This is a genomic window from Olleya sp. UBA1516 (assembly GCF_002323495.1).
Lineage (GTDB): Bacteria > Bacteroidota > Bacteroidia > Flavobacteriales > Flavobacteriaceae > Olleya.
Genome location: NZ_DCQO01000005.1, coordinates 46,542 through 61,108 on the forward strand (window position 1 = coordinate 46,542; position 14,567 = coordinate 61,108).

Genomic DNA, 14,567 nt, shown 5'->3' on the forward strand with positions numbered 1-14,567 from the left:
ATAAACGTTATTTTAATTCAGTCTAAATAAGAACAACATTTTTTCAAATAAATAAACAACCCATTAAATATGAAAACTTTAACAACTTTATCACTATTATTTTTGACCTTTACAGCCACAATTAATGCACAAAACAAAAAAAAGCAAGACCAAGATGCTATTAAAAATATGTGTGGTTGTTATGAAGTCACCTTTAATTTTGCAGAGACTTTTAACTATAGTCAAGATTCATTATATAAGCCATCAGAAACTAAAGTTGATAAAGGTTTAGAGTGGGCACAATTAGTAGAGGATAGCGATAATAAAATTGTGATTCAGCATTTGTTACAAGTTGGTAGTCCAGAGTCTCCATATATTGTAAAGCATTGGAGACAAGATTGGTTATTTGAAAACACAGATTTTTATATGTACAATGGTGACAATAAGTGGACCTATGTGTCTAAGCCTAAAAAAGAAGTTAAAAATCAATGGACACAAAAAGTATATCAGGTAGATGATAGTCCACGTTATGAAGGCTCTGCAACTTGGGTTCATGTAGATGGTAAAAGTTTTTGGGAAAACATTACAACAGCACCTTTGCCAAGAAGAGAGTACACTAAAAGAAGTGATTATAATATTACTTTAAGAGGGAATAGACATCAAACAACAGATACTGGTTGGGTACACGACCAAGACAATGAAAAAGTGCTAAGAGAAGACGGAAAAGAGGACGTGATATTAGCTAAAGAAAAAGGTTATAATACGTACGTAAAAGTTGAGGATAGTAAATGTCAAGCTGCTCAAGATTGGTGGAAAACTAATCAAATAAAATGGTCTAAAGTCCGTACAAAATGGGAATCTGTTTTTGCAAGACATCAAGATCTAGCTTTACAAGCTAAGGTAGATAATAAAGTATTATATAAATATTTGTTTGATGACGAAAACTACTCTACATCAGAACAAATAAATCCAATAATCGAAAGTTTTATAATAAAGTAAAATAAAGTATAAATGAAAAAAGTAATTACAGTTTGCCTACTATTAATTAGTATCGCAGTTAATGCGCAAGACAATGTTTTTTTAGGTAGAGGTTTTTGGGGACCATCAGTAACCATCCAAGACGTTAAATCTAAAATAGCAGAGGGTAATAATCCAGCCGAATTAAACGAAAATAATTTTGACCCAGTTGTCTATGCCATCCTGCAATCTGCACCAAACAATGTTATTAAATACATACAATCATTAGATGGTAACGATGTTAATAAATTAACGCACGATGGTCGCACGTATATCTTTTGGGCTGCTTATATAGGCAATGATACTATAATGGAATACTTTATTAGCAAAGGTGCTAAAACAGATATTTTGGACGACCATGGTTTTACGCCTTTAAATTTTGCTGCTAATGCAGGTCAAACAAACATCAAAGTATATGAGCTTTGTTTGGCAAATGGCGCAAACTTAAAAAAAGATTTAGACCATAATGGAGCTAATGCTTTACTATTAGCAGCTCCAACCAATATTACATTAACTAACTACTTTGTGTCTAAAGGCTTAAGTCTAAAAAGCGTAGATAATAATGGTAACGGAATTTTTAATTATGTTGCTAAAACAGGTGATGTAGAATTGCTAAAAGGGTTAATGGAAAAAGGATTAAAAGGTACAGATCAAGCCTTTATTTTTGCCAGTCAAGGGACTAGAGGTAAAACCAACGGGTTACCTGTTTATAGTTATTTAGAAAGTATTGGTTTAAACCCAAATACTAATTCTCCAGATGATGTATCACCTTTACATAATGTAGCAGCAAGAAGTAATGATTTAGAGGTTTTAAATTATTTTATTGAAAAAGGAAATGATGTAAACGCTATCGATAAAAGCGGAAACACACCTTTTTTAAATGCAGTTAGTCAAAATAATATCGAAGTAATATCGATGCTTTTAAAACAGGTTAAGGATATTGATTACGCTAATAAAAAAGGAGAAACAGCTTTAATGTTAGCCATCCAAAACAACACTGCAGACGTGGTTAAATTAGTCCTGTCTAATGATGCAAAAACAGATCTTGTTGATACTTACGGAAATAATTTAGCCCATTATTTAATCCAATCTTTTAACCCAAGTAAAGAAAAAGATTTCACCACTAAATTACAGCTTTTAGAAAGTAAAGGGTTTGAGTTTACAACGCCTCAAAAAAATGGTAACACATTATTCCATTTAGCTTTAGATAAAAATAATGTCGAATTTTTAAAACAAATTAATCAATTTGGTATCGATGTAAATACTGCAAATAACGAAGGGTATACACCTTTACATTTAGCAGCAATGAAGGCTAAGGATAATACGCTTTTAAAGTATTTAATAGCTATTGGAGCAAATAAAAAAGCAACCACAGGTTTTGAAGAAACTGCATTTGATTTAGCCTCAGAAAACGAAATTTTAAAGAACAAAAAAGTAGCATTAGACTTTTTAAAATAAGATATCATGAAAAACATAAAACTAATTTTTAGCATAGCTATTCTTAGCATAGCCTTGTTTTCTTTTACAACAATAAACACATCTACTAAGTACAAATGCATGGTGCAAATGACCAATTATGTTGGTGAAGGAGCTTATGTAGTCATCTCGTTAATTAATCCAGATGGACACTATGAAAAAACATTATATGTTCAAGGAGATGATGAGGAGTGGTATAATGACATCACAGAATGGTGGAAATTTCAAGGTAAAGTTAGAGCAGATATTGATGCCTTAACAGGAGCTACAATTTCTGGAGGAGAACGTGCTATAAGCGTTATTCAAATCGAAGATTCTAAAATAGATGCTGGTTACAGTATACGTTTTGAGTCTGCGGTAGAGGATCAAGAATATTACACAAAAGATGTCCAATTTTTGCTAACCTCAGAGAGTGTAAAAAGCAAAACAGAAGGCTCAGGATTTATACGTTACGTACGTTTAATGCCAAATTAAACCCATATTTATGACCCTTTCTATTTGGAGATATAGTCACCTGACACTAGCTATAACCTCATTTGTATTTGTATTTCTAGCAACAATAACTGGTATTATACTTGCTTTTCAGCCAATATCAGAGCAGATGCAACCCTTTAAAATAGAAAGTGTTAATCAGTTGGATGTAGACCAAACGATAACAACGTTTAAGGATAAATATCCCGAAATCATTAATATAGAAGTAGATGCAAATCAGTTTGTGTCTGCTTCTGTCATTACCGCAGATGGTACCTCGTTAAATGGTTATTTTAATCCAAAAACCGCTGCTTTTTTAGGTGAAAAGCCAGAGATTTCAGCCTTTTTTAAATTTACTACAAATTTACATCGTTCGTTATTTTTAAAAGGAATAGGACGCTTTTTTGTGGGTTTAGGCTCGTTTTTACTATTCTTGATAGCAATTACAGGTTCTATTTTAATTATTAAACGTCAAAGCGGAATTAAGCGCTTTTTCGCAAAAGTGGTTAACGAGAATTTTTCGCAATATTGGCATGTGGTTTTAGGACGATTATCCTTAATTCCTATTATAATTATCACGTTAACTGGTGTGTATTTGTCACTGCTTAAATTTGATTTAATTCCAGAAAAAAAGCAAAAACACATTGTTGATTTTCAAACTACAACTTTCGCTGAAAAGCAGCCTTATACAAATATTTTTAATACAACACGATTAACTGAAGTTGTCAATTTAGAGTTCCCTTTTTCCGAAGATGAAGAAGACTACTACACCTTAAAATTAAAAGATAAAGAAGTCTTGGTCCATCAATATTCTGGGCAAGTTTTAAGTCAGGTGGACTATACTATGGTCACATTTTTATCTAACCTAAGTCTCACATGGCATACAGGTAAGGGAAGTACAGTGTGGTCTATAATATTATTGATTGCCTGTCTTAATATTTTATTTTTTATCTATTCTGGATTTAAAATGACCATTGAAAGAAGAAAAAACAAAGCATTGCCTAAAAATAAATTTACTAAGGATAAAGCTGAGGTTATTATTCTAGTAGGTTCAGAAACAGGACAATCTTATGCTTTAGCTACAGCGTTTTATAAGGGAGTAATAGCTAGTGGCAAAACGGTTTATATATCAGATTTAAACAGTTATTCTACGTATAAAAACACCAAGCAGCTTGTTGTGTTTACTTCCACTTATGGCGAAGGTGATGCTCCTATAAACGCTAAAAACTTTATTTCACTTTTAAAAAGCGTACCACAAGAGCAGACCATAAAATATGCAGTTGTTGGTTTTGGGTCTTTAAAGTACAAAGCGTATTGTAAGTATGCCCAAATGGTGGATGCTAGTTTACAAATACATCCCAATTTTACACCTAATTTACAGCTACATAAAATCCATAATCAATCACAATCTGCTTTTAAAAATTGGTTGCAACAATGGAATACAGTGGTAAACTTTAAAGTTAATTTAATGCTTGATACTCAAGTTTTAAAATTAAAAAATCAGCAAGTTTTTAATGTGGTAAATAAGTCGACATTAAATGTAGATAACACTTTTTTACTACAGCTAGAGCCTAATAAAAAAAGCAGTTTTAAATCTGGTGATTTGTTAGCTGTGTATCCCAAACAAGATGGTGTTGAAAGGCTTTATTCTATTGGTAAAATAGATAATCACATTGTTATAAGTGTCAAAAAACACGAGTTTGGTGTGTGTTCTGCTTACTTTAATAGTTTAGAAAAAAAGGACGTGGTTAATGCTGTAATAAAATCTAACCCTACTTTTAATCTTCCAAATAAAACTAAACGCGCAGTCTTAATTGCAAACGGAACAGGAATTGGTCCTTTTTTAGGAATGATAAACACTAATCCACAAACTGAAAAGCATTTATTTTGGGGTGGACGTACCAAGCAATCTTTGAGTTTATATCAAAAATATATAGATAGTGGATTACAACATAATACGCTAAGCAGTTTTAATGTCGCTTTTTCTCAAGCACAAAAAGAGAAAATTTATGTACAAGATATTGTGGCTAAAAACCAAGCGATAATTACGCAAGTTTTAAAAGACGATGGCGTAATTATGATATGTGGCTCTGTAGCAATGCAAAACAATGTCTTGGAAGTCTTAAACCATATTACCACAACTAAATTACAACTGCCTATTAGCTTTTATATAGATAATCAGGTGATAAAAACGGACTGTTATTAACTTGTAAAACTTAAAATTATGTGCACTAATATAGAAGCTATTTCAAAAACCTCACAAGGCGAATTAAACTACTGTAAAGGATGCAAGCAGTTTCATTTTGAGTTTAATAATATTTATTTTGAGTTTACGCCAGAACAATTTGAGCAATTTAAAGCCTACATTTTATTTGTTGAAGCAGATTATTGGGAACATAAATATGCTTGTGCTAATGTTAAGCGTAAAATACCAATCCCAACCTTACAAGACAATTTAGTGTTAATGTTTGATAGGCAAGAAATTAAAGAGCTTAAAGTACTGGTTAGCCAAAAAAACAAGGCTGTTTTTGATACTTTACTTAATGTAGACGATATAGATTACACTTATATTGTTAACTAGAATAGCTTAAAATTTATTATTATCTTAAATTTGCAGCTTAATACTATTTTAGAGTTTTTTAAGTCATGAAAAAGGATATCCAAATACCAGTTGTTGAAAACGTATATGTTGCTATTGTTAACGAGTATAATGACATATACAAAACACAAGACTGGAACGCTTATATTATAAATGATAAAGCGGTTGATTTAGACATGGTATTGATTGTAACTAGTGGTTTCTCGGAGGATAAAATGACTTCTATTTTTAGAAAAAAACTAGACAAGCTACCTAAAAAAAGCTATGCTAAAATCGAGTTGATGCAAGAGGATTTATTTGCATTAAACAATCAATTTAAGGTTACCTTTTTTGAAGGTAATACTATGTTTGACCAAACATATACTTTTAGAAAAAACACAATTAATTTAAAGGCTTTACAACCAATACCTTTAATGGAAGCACGTGGTGTTTTGGTTAAGTAATATTATAAAGATTACATAATACGGTTTAAAACAAATTATGATTAGTCTTTAGCTTGGCTAATACTTGCGTTAGCGATTGTAGCGGAAATCCTTTTTATGAGGCACGATTAAAAAGATTGTAACGTAAAGCGCGACCCTTGGGTAACGCCCAAAATAAAAATGGTTGAAATTAAAAAGTCCCTTTGTTTAATGCAAAGGGACTTTTTTTAATCTAATTTATCGGTTAGTTTTTGAAACACTTTTTTAGCATCCTTACCTTCGTACAATACCGCGTATACTGCGTCTACAATGGGTAAGCGTGTTTTCTTTTTGTTTTTCTCGTTAAGTAAATGGGCACTTTTTGTGGCATAGTAACCTTCTGCTACCATACTCATTTCCATTTGTGCAGATTTTACGGTGTAGCCTTTACCAATCATGTTTCCAAACATGCGGTTTCTAGAAAATGTGGAGTAGCCTGTAACTAATAAATCGCCTAAGTAAGCCGAGTTGTTTATGTTACGTTTCATTTTGTGCATTTTCTTGATAAAGCGTTTCATTTCGCGTATTGCGTTACTCATTAATACACTTTGGAAGTTGTCTCCATAACCTAAACCGTGTGCGATTCCTGCTGCAATTGCGTAAATGTTTTTAAGCATTACTGCGTATTCTGTACCAATAACATCGTCGCTGGTCTTAGTTTTTATATAATCGCTGGATAATACATCTGCAATTTGTTGTGCTTTTTTTTGGTCTGCACATGATATGGTTAGGTAAGATAAACGCTCTAAAGCGACTTCTTCTGCGTGACAAGGACCTGCAATGACACCTATGTTTTCAAAGGGTATGTTGTAGTTATCATGAAAATGCTCGCCTAATAGTTTTCCGGTTTCTGGTATAATACCTTTTACTGCAGAAACTACTGTTTTGTTGGTAATGTCTACGGTAAGTTTTTGTAACTCGGAATGTATAAAAGCGGATGGTACTACAAAAATTAGTACATCTGCATATTCAGCCATTTCGTTAATATCGTTACTTAGTTTAAGTTGTTCTAAATGGAACTCGACAGAACTTAAGTAACTTGGGTTATGTTGTTCTTTTAATAAGTGTTCTTTAGTATAAACGCTACGCATGTACCATCCAACTTCTTCCAGGTTTTCGCACAGCATTTTTACAATTGCAGTAGCCCAACTTCCGGATCCAAAAACAGCGTATTTTAATTGTTGACTCATATAAGGGATTAAATTCTATATCAAAAATACATAAAATTTTACTTCTTTAAATTTATCTAATTAACAAACCATTATCATTTTTGGCACGCCTTTTGAAATTAGTCTATTATCAATCCTTAAAACGACACATTATGAAGACAATAAAACTACTTTCAGGTTTTGCTTTAATAGCAATATTATTTACCTCTTGTTATAGCGAGGTTATTGTAGACGACTATAATGGTTATAATGAGCCAGTACCAGTTAGTATTAACCAAGTGCTAAATTCGCACGAGTTATGGTACGTTGCAGTGGATGAAACTATAGGTTATGGCGAGTCTCCTTTTTTACAGATAGCATTCACCATTTCTTTTAGAAACGGTACACTGTATGCTAATAATAATTTAGTTGGTATTGGTAGTCAAGGTAACGGTTTTGGTATCCCAATTGGAAATTATAATGCTTACAACATGATATTAGATGTAGACCATGATATTGATGGTTACGATAGTTTTGATGTGTATCAAATAGATAATAATACTATTGAGTTGTACAACCCTTTTACAGATACATCGTACTTTTTACATGGTTACCAACGTAGCACTTTTGATTATGATTATGTGTTTTACGACAACCTACAATACTTTTTACAAGAATATGAAGCTTGGGAAAAAACATACACAAGTAACTATGGTGCTTTAAATGAGTTTGATAACGAAAATTATTTGCAATTTTTATCAGGCGGAAACGATAACACGTTTAGAAGTAGTCAGGATCCAAACGGAATTAATCCAAACAATTTATATTGGGATTACTCAGGATTTTATAACGTAGGAAACTTTAGCGGAAACATGTACTTAAAGTCATTAGTATTAGATTATGATTATTTTGATAATGAGCAGTTTGAGTTAAGTATTATCAATGATCAACGTATAGAGTTATTCCATCCAAGTTCTGGAACCGTTTACGAGTTTACTGGTAGAGGATATATCCAATATTTAAAGGTTGGTACAGAACTTAATAGAGCTAAAACTTCTGGTCTTAAAAAACGTGTACAACACACCAAAAAACAAGATAATCCTAGAGAAAACTCTAGAGCATAATATATTGAATTAGTCATTTAGTTAGTTTAAAAACCGCTTAGAGCAAGTCTTTAAGCGGTTTTTTATTGTATACTTTAACAAAGACTTGGCATAAGAGTTGTTAACATAAGTTGCAGTTAGACAACTAATTTTTTAACTTTATAAATATTAAATAACACTAAACAACAATCATAATTATGGGATTATTTTCATTTATTAAAAATGCAGGAGCTAAAGTTTTTGGAATAGGAAAAACTGATAAAGAAGAAGCTGCAGCAGCCGAAGCAGCAGAGGTTAAAATGGAAACATTAGCTGCTAGAAAATTAGAAGAAACAGCAAGCGATCTAGACTTACAAGTAGAGGGTTTAAGCATCTTTATTGATGATGATGCAGCAACCATTACTGGAGTAGCAGCAGATCAGGCAACCAAAGAAAAAGTAGTATTATTAGTTGGTAATAGTGATGGTATTGCAACTGTAGACGACCAGATGACAGTAGCTGTAGCAGAAGTTGAGGCGCCAGAAGCACAGTTTCATGCTGTAGTAAGTGGAGATACTTTAGGTAAAATAGCGAAGCATTACTATGGTGACGCTATGAAATATCCAGAAATTTTTGAAGCCAATAAACCAATGCTTACAGATCCAGATAAAATTTATGTTGGACAAGTATTACGTATACCTGCTTTGGACTAAACGCATTATATTTTATGTAAAAAACGCTAACTTAATAGTTGGCGTTTTTTTTTGTTTTTTACTTAACGTCATTTATAATATTAATAACATGTTTAGTAAAATAAGCTAGCATAATTAGTAATCCTACTATATTTAACCAAACAACTTTTTTGTTTGATTTTAAGTTTTGTTTGATGTTTACTGAGATAGTGTAAATCACGTAAATTAAGCCTATTGTAAAAATGTATTTCAAGGTTGTGTCAAGTTTTATCTTATTTTTTTTCTGTTTTAAAATATATAAAAAATGGCATTATTATGAATAACACAACTAGAATAGGGATATAATTAAATTTGTAGTCACCTCTTAATATATGATTATTAACTAACCAAAAAAATCCATAACCAAAAAGAGTAGCAATAAAGGATATAATATAATAAAGGATAAACTTTTTTAATGTTTTCATGTTTTTTAAGTTTAGAGTATTTGAATTCATATACCATTCTTTTTTAAAAATGATTAATTAGGTTTTTATATAATTCTATAATTGGTTCTATTGGGTCAGTCCAATTATCAAATTCTAGATGATAGTTAGTTTCAATGCTCCAAACATTGTCATATTGACAAGTTATATTTGGATCAAATTTTTCTTTATTAGCAATTTCACTCAGTATGTTTAATGCGTTGTTTTTACTTAAGAAGTACTTTAGATTTGAATGTTCTGTTGAAACATTTAGTCTGCTTTTTTTTTGTAAAAACAGATTTTTTAAATGAGATGTGGTATTTACAGTAAAAGGTATTGGATGAAGTGTATCATTTAGTTGACAGCGTATAGTTGTAATATAATTGGTTCCTGTCTGATTTATTATGGTAAAAAGATTGTCTTTATAGGTAAAGGTTATTTTATAAATAACGTTAGGACTGCGGACTCCCATACCAATGGATATGTTTTCATCTGTAAAATAAAATTGTCCATTTTCTTTTTCGGCTAAATTCTTGAAAAATTCTTTGTACATATACTGTTGATTGTTACTACATCCAATTTAGTAAAAATTTTAGAAACTAATCTGAAGGTTTAATCCTACCTATAAAAATTCATTTCATCTAAATAAGACCAAACATGTTCTGGCAATAACGGTTTTATGTTTTTACCAGCTTTGATACTGTTTCGTATTAAAGTAGACGATATCTCCATTATTGGAGCCTCAATATGGTGTATTTTTGGGTGTTTATCAAATTGGGTTTCTACTTTACCATCACTTATTCTAGGATAGACATAAATGTTGTGATGGTCTAAAATAACCTGATAGTTTTTCCATTTATGGAAGCTTTTTAAATTGTCTTCTCCCATAATTAGCGAGAATTCTTTTTCAGGATATTTCTCTGTTAAATAGGCTAATGTATTAACAGTGTAATTGGGTTGTGGTAAGTTAAACTCGATATCACTTTCTTTAAGCGTATCGTAGTCTTTAGTCGCTAGATACACCATTTCTAAACGATGATGGTTATCTAACAGCGTGCTTTTTTTCTTAAATGGATTATGTGGTGTTACCACAAACCAGATTTGGTCTAAGTCGCTATTTTCCACCAATTGGTTAGCAATTATTAAATGTCCAATATGTATTGGATTAAAAGATCCAAAGTATAAGCCTATTTTCATTGCGTTGTCAATCCTAGTATAATCTGGTTGTAATTATTTATTTATAAAATCGCTAACTAAATGCTCTGCTTCAGTTAGTGCTTTTTCAAGATTATCATTTTCTATAATAACATCAAATAAAGGTGCTGTAGCTAGCTCTGCACTAGCTTTACTGATGCGCATGTTAATTTTGTCATCACTTTCTGTCTTACGTTTTTTTAAACGTATTTTAAGCTCGTCAATACTTGGTGGCTTTACAAAAATAGCAATGGTTTCTTCTGGAAATTTACGTTTTATACGTAAGCCACCAGACACATCAATATCAAAAATCACATTTTTTCCTAAAGCCCAAATACGCTCGACTTCGGTTTTTAAAGTCCCATAAAAGTTATCTCTATATACCTCTTCCCACTCTAAAAAATCGTCATCTTTTATGTGTTGTTTAAAATCTTTAGCAGATAAAAAATAGTAATCCTTGGCATGCTCTTCCGTACCACGTTTTTCTCTAGAGGTTGCAGATATTGAAAAGGCTAAATTTAAATGGTCTTGCTTTAGTAAATGTCTAACAATGGTTGTTTTTCCGGATCCCGAAGGTGCTGAAAATACGATTAGTTTACCTTGTTTTTTTGTTTGTTTAGTCAATGTGCTAATAGTTTTTATTGTTTGACACTTCGATTGCAAGTCCTGCAGTCGTGGTTAGTGCGACAATGCCTTTATTAATTAAAGGACATTAAGTAATTGTTCTTTAATTTTTTCTAATTCGTCCTTCATTTGCACAACTAATTGCTGCATAGGTGCGTAATTACTTTTTGATCCAATGGTATTGATTTCTCTACCAATTTCTTGAGCGATAAAACCTAGTTTTTTTCCGTTAGAGTCTACACTGTTTATACTTTCTATAAAGTAATTTAGGTGGTTGTCTAGACGTACTTTCTCTTCAGTAATGTCAAATTTTTCAATGTAATACACTAGTTCTTGTTCAAAACGGTTTTCGTCATATTTTTCTTTAAGCTCTTCAACCCCTTTACGTAGGCGTTCTTTAACACCTTCAACACGATCAGGATCCATTGCAATAACTTGTTGTAATAAATCTGCAATGTTTTTAATACGGTCGTTAAAGTCTTGCTCTAACACTTTTCCTTCATTAAGTCTGTAGTCTTTTAAGCTATCCAAAGCGACATTAATTTCGGCTTCAATTTGTTTCCACTCAGTGTTATCAATTTCTTCTCTAACAGTATTTAAAGCATCAGGAAAACGTACAGCCATTTTAAGTAACTCCATCTCATTACCATCATTATAAACTGCTTTTAATTGCTCCATATATTGCTTTACAACAGGAGCATTAATTTGTGTTGAGGTATCATCTGCAGTGGTTTCGACGTATATAGAAAAGTCAACCTTACCACGTTCTAATTGCTTAGCTATTAGTTTACGTAAGTCTAGCTCTTTCTCTCTGTAAATTGAAGGCATTCTAGCGTTTAAATCTAGGTTTTTGCTATTAAGCGATTTTAACTCGATAGTTATTTTTTTTGTTGGTAATTGTAATACAGATTTACCATAACCTGTCATTGAATATATCATATAAACACTAATTAATTGCTACAAAGGTAAGTAAAATGTTAACGCCTAAGAAATCCAAATTTTATTATGCATGCAGAATATATTATTGTAATTTTGAAATAACAAAAGTTAACGATTATGTATAAAAAAGATTTTGAAATTAGATGGAGTGATATTGATGCTAATAGACATTTAGCAAACTCGGCTTACATTAATTTTATGTCGCATACCAGAACCGCTTTTTTACAAGATCATGGGTTTTCTTTAATGGCTTTAAGTAAAGCTGGTATTGGTCCTGTGGTGTTCCATGAGCATGTTCATTATTTTAAAGAAGCGTTTTTAGGACAGCCAATTACGGTTAGTTTAGAGGTGTCAGGATTAAGTGAAGATGGTATGTTTTTTAAATTTGACCATAATTTTTACAATAGTAAAGGACAAAATTTAGCATTTTGCGAAATCTCGGGAGCTTGGATAGATTTACATACCAGAAAGCTTACTGGTTTATCTGAAGACTTATTAGAAATGGCTAATAAATTTCCTAGAACAGCAGACTTTGCCATATTGACTAAAGAAGACATGCGTAAGCATGGTCGCTTACCTAAGGATTTAGTACTTTAGGTTTTTTAGTTACCAAATACACGCCAAAGAATATTAACGATGATGCTGTTAGTTTAACTATTGTAACTGCGTCACTACCTGCTATTACTGCATAAATACCAGCAATTAATGGTTGTAAGTATATAAACACAGTGACAGTAGAGGCTCTTAGGTGTCTCAATGCTAAGGGGTTAAGTAGGTAGGTACCAAAGGTTGCACCTATTATTACAAATACTACAGAAAACCATATGTATGGTGTAAAGGTCGTTATATTTATGGCTAGAATATCATTAAATCCAAAAGGTAAAACCATAAAAAAGCCTATTAAAAATAACCATCTTATAAATGTAAATGGATGATAGCGATAGGTTAGTTTTTTAATTATTATAATGTATATACTATAAGAAATAGCATTTAGTAATATCATGATATTTCCTAAAAAGACATTATCACCTGGACTCGCGGATTTACCATAGACTGTAAGTATTGTTGCACCTGCAAATCCAAAAAGAACACCTAATATTTTGATTTTTGTAATTTTTTCTTCTAAATAAAATGAAGATAGTAATAATACGATAATAGGGCTTATTATCATTATTACAGAAGCATGTATTGGTGTGGTTAATGCTAATCCTTTAAAAAATAAAAGCATATTTGTTGCCACTCCAAAAAAGGCTGCATAGATTAGGGTTAAAAAATCTTTTCGTTCTATTTTTTCTTTTGGTCCTAAGCTACTAAATAGCCAGAATAATATTGCTGCGCCACCAACACGTAGCACAATAAAACCAAATGGTTTTATAAAACCACCAACCATAACGTCTTTAGCAAAGGTGTAGTTTAGTCCGTAAAGTACTTGGACCATAAAGGCTGCTAATAATGCCCAATACCTAGTTTTCATTAAGTGCTAATTTGGTCGATGCTGTGGTTTTTTTAGAATTACCAATAAAAATAGACTGATCAATAACTACAACTGGTCGACTTAAAAAGGTGTAGTGTTCTAGTAGGTAATGTTTGTAATCTTTTTCGGTTAGGTTTTGATCTTTAAGTCCCATTTCCTTGTATAGTTTAGCACGTTTGCTAAATAAGGCTTCGTAACTACCTGATAATGCTGCTAAATCTTCAACTTGTTTTACGGTTAAAGGGTTTGCTTTTATGTCTTGTAATTCAAAATCTGATGGTAGATTAAGCTCTTTTAAAATACGTAAACAAGTACTGCAGGTTTTAAGATAGTATACTTTTTTCATGGTACATTTTATTTTTTGCTAAGGTCGTTTTTTTTGTTAAAAACTACTTCATTTTTTTATTAAAACTAGTCCTTGCAAGGCGAAGCTTCCGCGAAAGCGTTATGTATAATTGGAAAATTACATGAGCGTGCTATAAAGCACATGGTATTGGCTTTATGATGTAATTGGTTGGCTTTAGTAATCATGCTTGCGTCTGCAACTGTGACTTTTGGGTGTAGGGTAACGCTGGTAAATTGACCACTTCCATCTTTGTTTTCTTGCATTATGCCTTCTGCATGGTCTGTGTAGTCTGTAACTATTATATTGTTGGTTGCACACAGGTGTAAGTACCATAGCATGTGGCATGATGAGATGGATGATAGTAGTAACTCTTCTGGATTATAACGTGTGTCATCGCCGAAAAAGGTAGGGTCAGCACTTGCTAGTATAGTTTGCGATTTATTAGAGTTTGCTATGGTGTGATTGCGATTATAGCTTTTGTAATTAGTTGTTCCTTTGCCTTGATTACCTGTCCATGTAACGGTTGTGTTATAGTTGTGTGTTTTCATGTTTTAAGTTTAAACACTAAAGTTAAAAATTGAAGTTTAATTAGTTTTATTTTTTT

The 14,567-nt window shown here is 31.8% G+C and carries 17 protein-coding genes; 9 read left to right on the forward strand and 8 right to left on the reverse strand.

Going from position 1 to position 14,567, the window contains the following annotated elements; all coding sequences use genetic code 11:
* Positions 1 to 69: 69 nt before the first annotated feature.
* From B2989_RS01470 to B2989_RS01495, 6 genes are all read left to right on the forward strand, one after another.
* Complete coding sequence (locus B2989_RS01470) at positions 70 to 978, forward strand: DUF6607 family protein (RefSeq protein ID WP_292943084.1); 909 nt, start codon at positions 70 to 72, stop codon at positions 976 to 978.
* A gap of 12 nt (positions 979 to 990) precedes the next feature.
* Positions 991 to 2,454 carry an ankyrin repeat domain-containing protein gene (locus tag B2989_RS01475; protein WP_292943087.1) on the forward strand — a complete coding sequence of 488 codons (1,464 nt, stop codon included), beginning with the start codon at positions 991 to 993 and terminating at the stop codon, positions 2,452 to 2,454.
* Positions 2,455 to 2,460: 6 nt separating this feature from the next.
* Positions 2,461 to 2,946 (forward strand): DUF2271 domain-containing protein, encoded by a 486-nt coding sequence (locus B2989_RS01480; protein ID WP_145005475.1) that lies wholly within the window; start codon positions 2,461 to 2,463, stop codon positions 2,944 to 2,946.
* Between the two features lie 10 nt (positions 2,947 to 2,956).
* Complete coding sequence (locus B2989_RS01485) at positions 2,957 to 5,149, forward strand: PepSY domain-containing protein (protein WP_292943094.1); 2,193 nt, start codon at positions 2,957 to 2,959, stop codon at positions 5,147 to 5,149.
* A gap of 18 nt (positions 5,150 to 5,167) precedes the next feature.
* Positions 5,168 to 5,524 (forward strand): DUF6686 family protein, encoded by a 357-nt coding sequence (locus tag B2989_RS01490; protein WP_191101120.1) that lies wholly within the window; start codon positions 5,168 to 5,170, stop codon positions 5,522 to 5,524.
* Positions 5,525 to 5,589: 65 nt separating this feature from the next.
* Complete coding sequence (locus tag B2989_RS01495; protein ID WP_292943105.1) at positions 5,590 to 5,985, forward strand: hypothetical protein; 396 nt, start codon at positions 5,590 to 5,592, stop codon at positions 5,983 to 5,985.
* A 206-nt stretch (positions 5,986 to 6,191) separates the two neighbouring features.
* On the opposite strand, the gene B2989_RS01500 is transcribed toward B2989_RS01495, so the two are convergent.
* Positions 6,192 to 7,193, reverse strand: a complete 1,002-nt coding sequence (locus tag B2989_RS01500; protein ID WP_292943108.1) for an NAD(P)H-dependent glycerol-3-phosphate dehydrogenase — start codon at positions 7,191 to 7,193, stop codon at positions 6,192 to 6,194.
* Between the two features lie 131 nt (positions 7,194 to 7,324).
* Here B2989_RS01500 and B2989_RS01505 point away from each other — a divergent pair, with 131 nt between their 5' ends.
* Complete coding sequence (locus B2989_RS01505) at positions 7,325 to 8,275, forward strand: nicotinic acid mononucleotide adenyltransferase (protein WP_292943111.1); 951 nt, start codon at positions 7,325 to 7,327, stop codon at positions 8,273 to 8,275.
* A 176-nt stretch (positions 8,276 to 8,451) separates the two neighbouring features.
* On the forward strand, positions 8,452 to 8,946 hold the full coding sequence (lysM, locus tag B2989_RS01510; RefSeq protein ID WP_145005493.1) for a peptidoglycan-binding protein LysM: 495 nt from the start codon (positions 8,452 to 8,454) through the stop codon (positions 8,944 to 8,946).
* Positions 8,947 to 9,432: 486 nt separating this feature from the next.
* Here lysM and B2989_RS01515 read toward each other — a convergent pair whose 3' ends face one another.
* The 4 genes from B2989_RS01515 to B2989_RS01530 all read right to left on the reverse strand — a co-directional run bounded on the left by B2989_RS01515 (position 9,433) and on the right by B2989_RS01530 (position 12,143).
* Entirely contained in the window at positions 9,433 to 9,939 is a 507-nt protein-coding gene (locus tag B2989_RS01515; RefSeq protein WP_292943117.1) for a hypothetical protein, read from the reverse strand.
* 65 nt (positions 9,940 to 10,004) lie between these two features.
* A complete protein-coding gene (gene nadD / locus B2989_RS01520) occupies positions 10,005 to 10,583 on the reverse strand; it encodes a nicotinate (nicotinamide) nucleotide adenylyltransferase (protein ID WP_292943120.1) in 579 nt (192 codons plus the stop codon).
* Positions 10,584 to 10,616: 33 nt separating this feature from the next.
* Positions 10,617 to 11,204, reverse strand: a complete 588-nt coding sequence (gene gmk, locus B2989_RS01525) for a guanylate kinase (protein WP_191099368.1) — start codon at positions 11,202 to 11,204, stop codon at positions 10,617 to 10,619.
* A 78-nt stretch (positions 11,205 to 11,282) separates the two neighbouring features.
* Entirely contained in the window at positions 11,283 to 12,143 is an 861-nt protein-coding gene (locus B2989_RS01530; protein ID WP_036597603.1) for a YicC/YloC family endoribonuclease, read from the reverse strand.
* Between the two features lie 117 nt (positions 12,144 to 12,260).
* Here B2989_RS01530 and B2989_RS01535 point away from each other — a divergent pair, with 117 nt between their 5' ends.
* Complete coding sequence (locus B2989_RS01535) at positions 12,261 to 12,740, forward strand: acyl-CoA thioesterase (RefSeq protein ID WP_145005508.1); 480 nt, start codon at positions 12,261 to 12,263, stop codon at positions 12,738 to 12,740.
* Here B2989_RS01535 and B2989_RS01540 read toward each other — a convergent pair.
* From B2989_RS01540 to B2989_RS01550, 3 genes are all read right to left on the reverse strand, one after another.
* Positions 12,721 to 13,617, reverse strand: a complete 897-nt coding sequence (locus tag B2989_RS01540; protein ID WP_292943134.1) for a DMT family transporter — start codon at positions 13,615 to 13,617, stop codon at positions 12,721 to 12,723. The genes B2989_RS01535 and B2989_RS01540 overlap by 20 nt on opposite strands.
* The gene (locus B2989_RS01545) at positions 13,607 to 13,963 is read right to left on the reverse strand and encodes an arsenate reductase family protein (protein ID WP_292943136.1); all 357 of its coding nucleotides are present in this window, start codon (positions 13,961 to 13,963) and stop codon (positions 13,607 to 13,609) included. The genes B2989_RS01540 and B2989_RS01545 overlap by 11 nt, the downstream gene beginning before the upstream one ends.
* 65 nt (positions 13,964 to 14,028) lie before the next feature.
* Positions 14,029 to 14,511 (reverse strand): OsmC family protein, encoded by a 483-nt coding sequence (locus B2989_RS01550; RefSeq protein ID WP_292943139.1) that lies wholly within the window; start codon positions 14,509 to 14,511, stop codon positions 14,029 to 14,031.
* Positions 14,512 to 14,567 lie beyond the last annotated feature (56 nt).

What these genes read in the sequence shown, in the direction of transcription:
- B2989_RS01470 (WP_292943084.1), top strand. Translation starts at nt 70, where the DNA reads ATGAAAACTTTAACAACTTTATCACTATTATTTTTGACCTTTACAGCC.
- B2989_RS01475 (WP_292943087.1), top strand. Translation starts at nt 991, where the DNA reads ATGAAAAAAGTAATTACAGTTTGCCTACTATTAATTAGTATCGCAGTT.
- B2989_RS01480 (WP_145005475.1), top strand. Translation starts at nt 2,461, where the DNA reads ATGAAAAACATAAAACTAATTTTTAGCATAGCTATTCTTAGCATAGCC.
- B2989_RS01485 (WP_292943094.1), top strand. Translation starts at nt 2,957, where the DNA reads ATGACCCTTTCTATTTGGAGATATAGTCACCTGACACTAGCTATAACC.
- B2989_RS01490 (WP_191101120.1), top strand. Translation starts at nt 5,168, where the DNA reads ATGTGCACTAATATAGAAGCTATTTCAAAAACCTCACAAGGCGAATTA.
- B2989_RS01495 (WP_292943105.1), top strand. Translation starts at nt 5,590, where the DNA reads ATGAAAAAGGATATCCAAATACCAGTTGTTGAAAACGTATATGTTGCT.
- B2989_RS01500 (WP_292943108.1), bottom strand. Translation starts at nt 7,193, where the DNA reads ATGAGTCAACAATTAAAATACGCTGTTTTTGGATCCGGAAGTTGGGCT.
- B2989_RS01505 (WP_292943111.1), top strand. Translation starts at nt 7,325, where the DNA reads ATGAAGACAATAAAACTACTTTCAGGTTTTGCTTTAATAGCAATATTA.
- lysM (WP_145005493.1), top strand. Translation starts at nt 8,452, where the DNA reads ATGGGATTATTTTCATTTATTAAAAATGCAGGAGCTAAAGTTTTTGGA.
- B2989_RS01515 (WP_292943117.1), bottom strand. Translation starts at nt 9,939, where the DNA reads ATGTACAAAGAATTTTTCAAGAATTTAGCCGAAAAAGAAAATGGACAA.
- nadD (WP_292943120.1), bottom strand. Translation starts at nt 10,583, where the DNA reads ATGAAAATAGGCTTATACTTTGGATCTTTTAATCCAATACATATTGGA.
- B2989_RS01530 (WP_036597603.1), bottom strand. Translation starts at nt 12,143, where the DNA reads ATGATATATTCAATGACAGGTTATGGTAAATCTGTATTACAATTACCA.
- B2989_RS01535 (WP_145005508.1), top strand. Translation starts at nt 12,261, where the DNA reads ATGTATAAAAAAGATTTTGAAATTAGATGGAGTGATATTGATGCTAAT.
- B2989_RS01540 (WP_292943134.1), bottom strand. Translation starts at nt 13,617, where the DNA reads ATGAAAACTAGGTATTGGGCATTATTAGCAGCCTTTATGGTCCAAGTA.
- B2989_RS01545 (WP_292943136.1), bottom strand. Translation starts at nt 13,963, where the DNA reads ATGAAAAAAGTATACTATCTTAAAACCTGCAGTACTTGTTTACGTATT.
- B2989_RS01550 (WP_292943139.1), bottom strand. Translation starts at nt 14,511, where the DNA reads ATGAAAACACACAACTATAACACAACCGTTACATGGACAGGTAATCAA.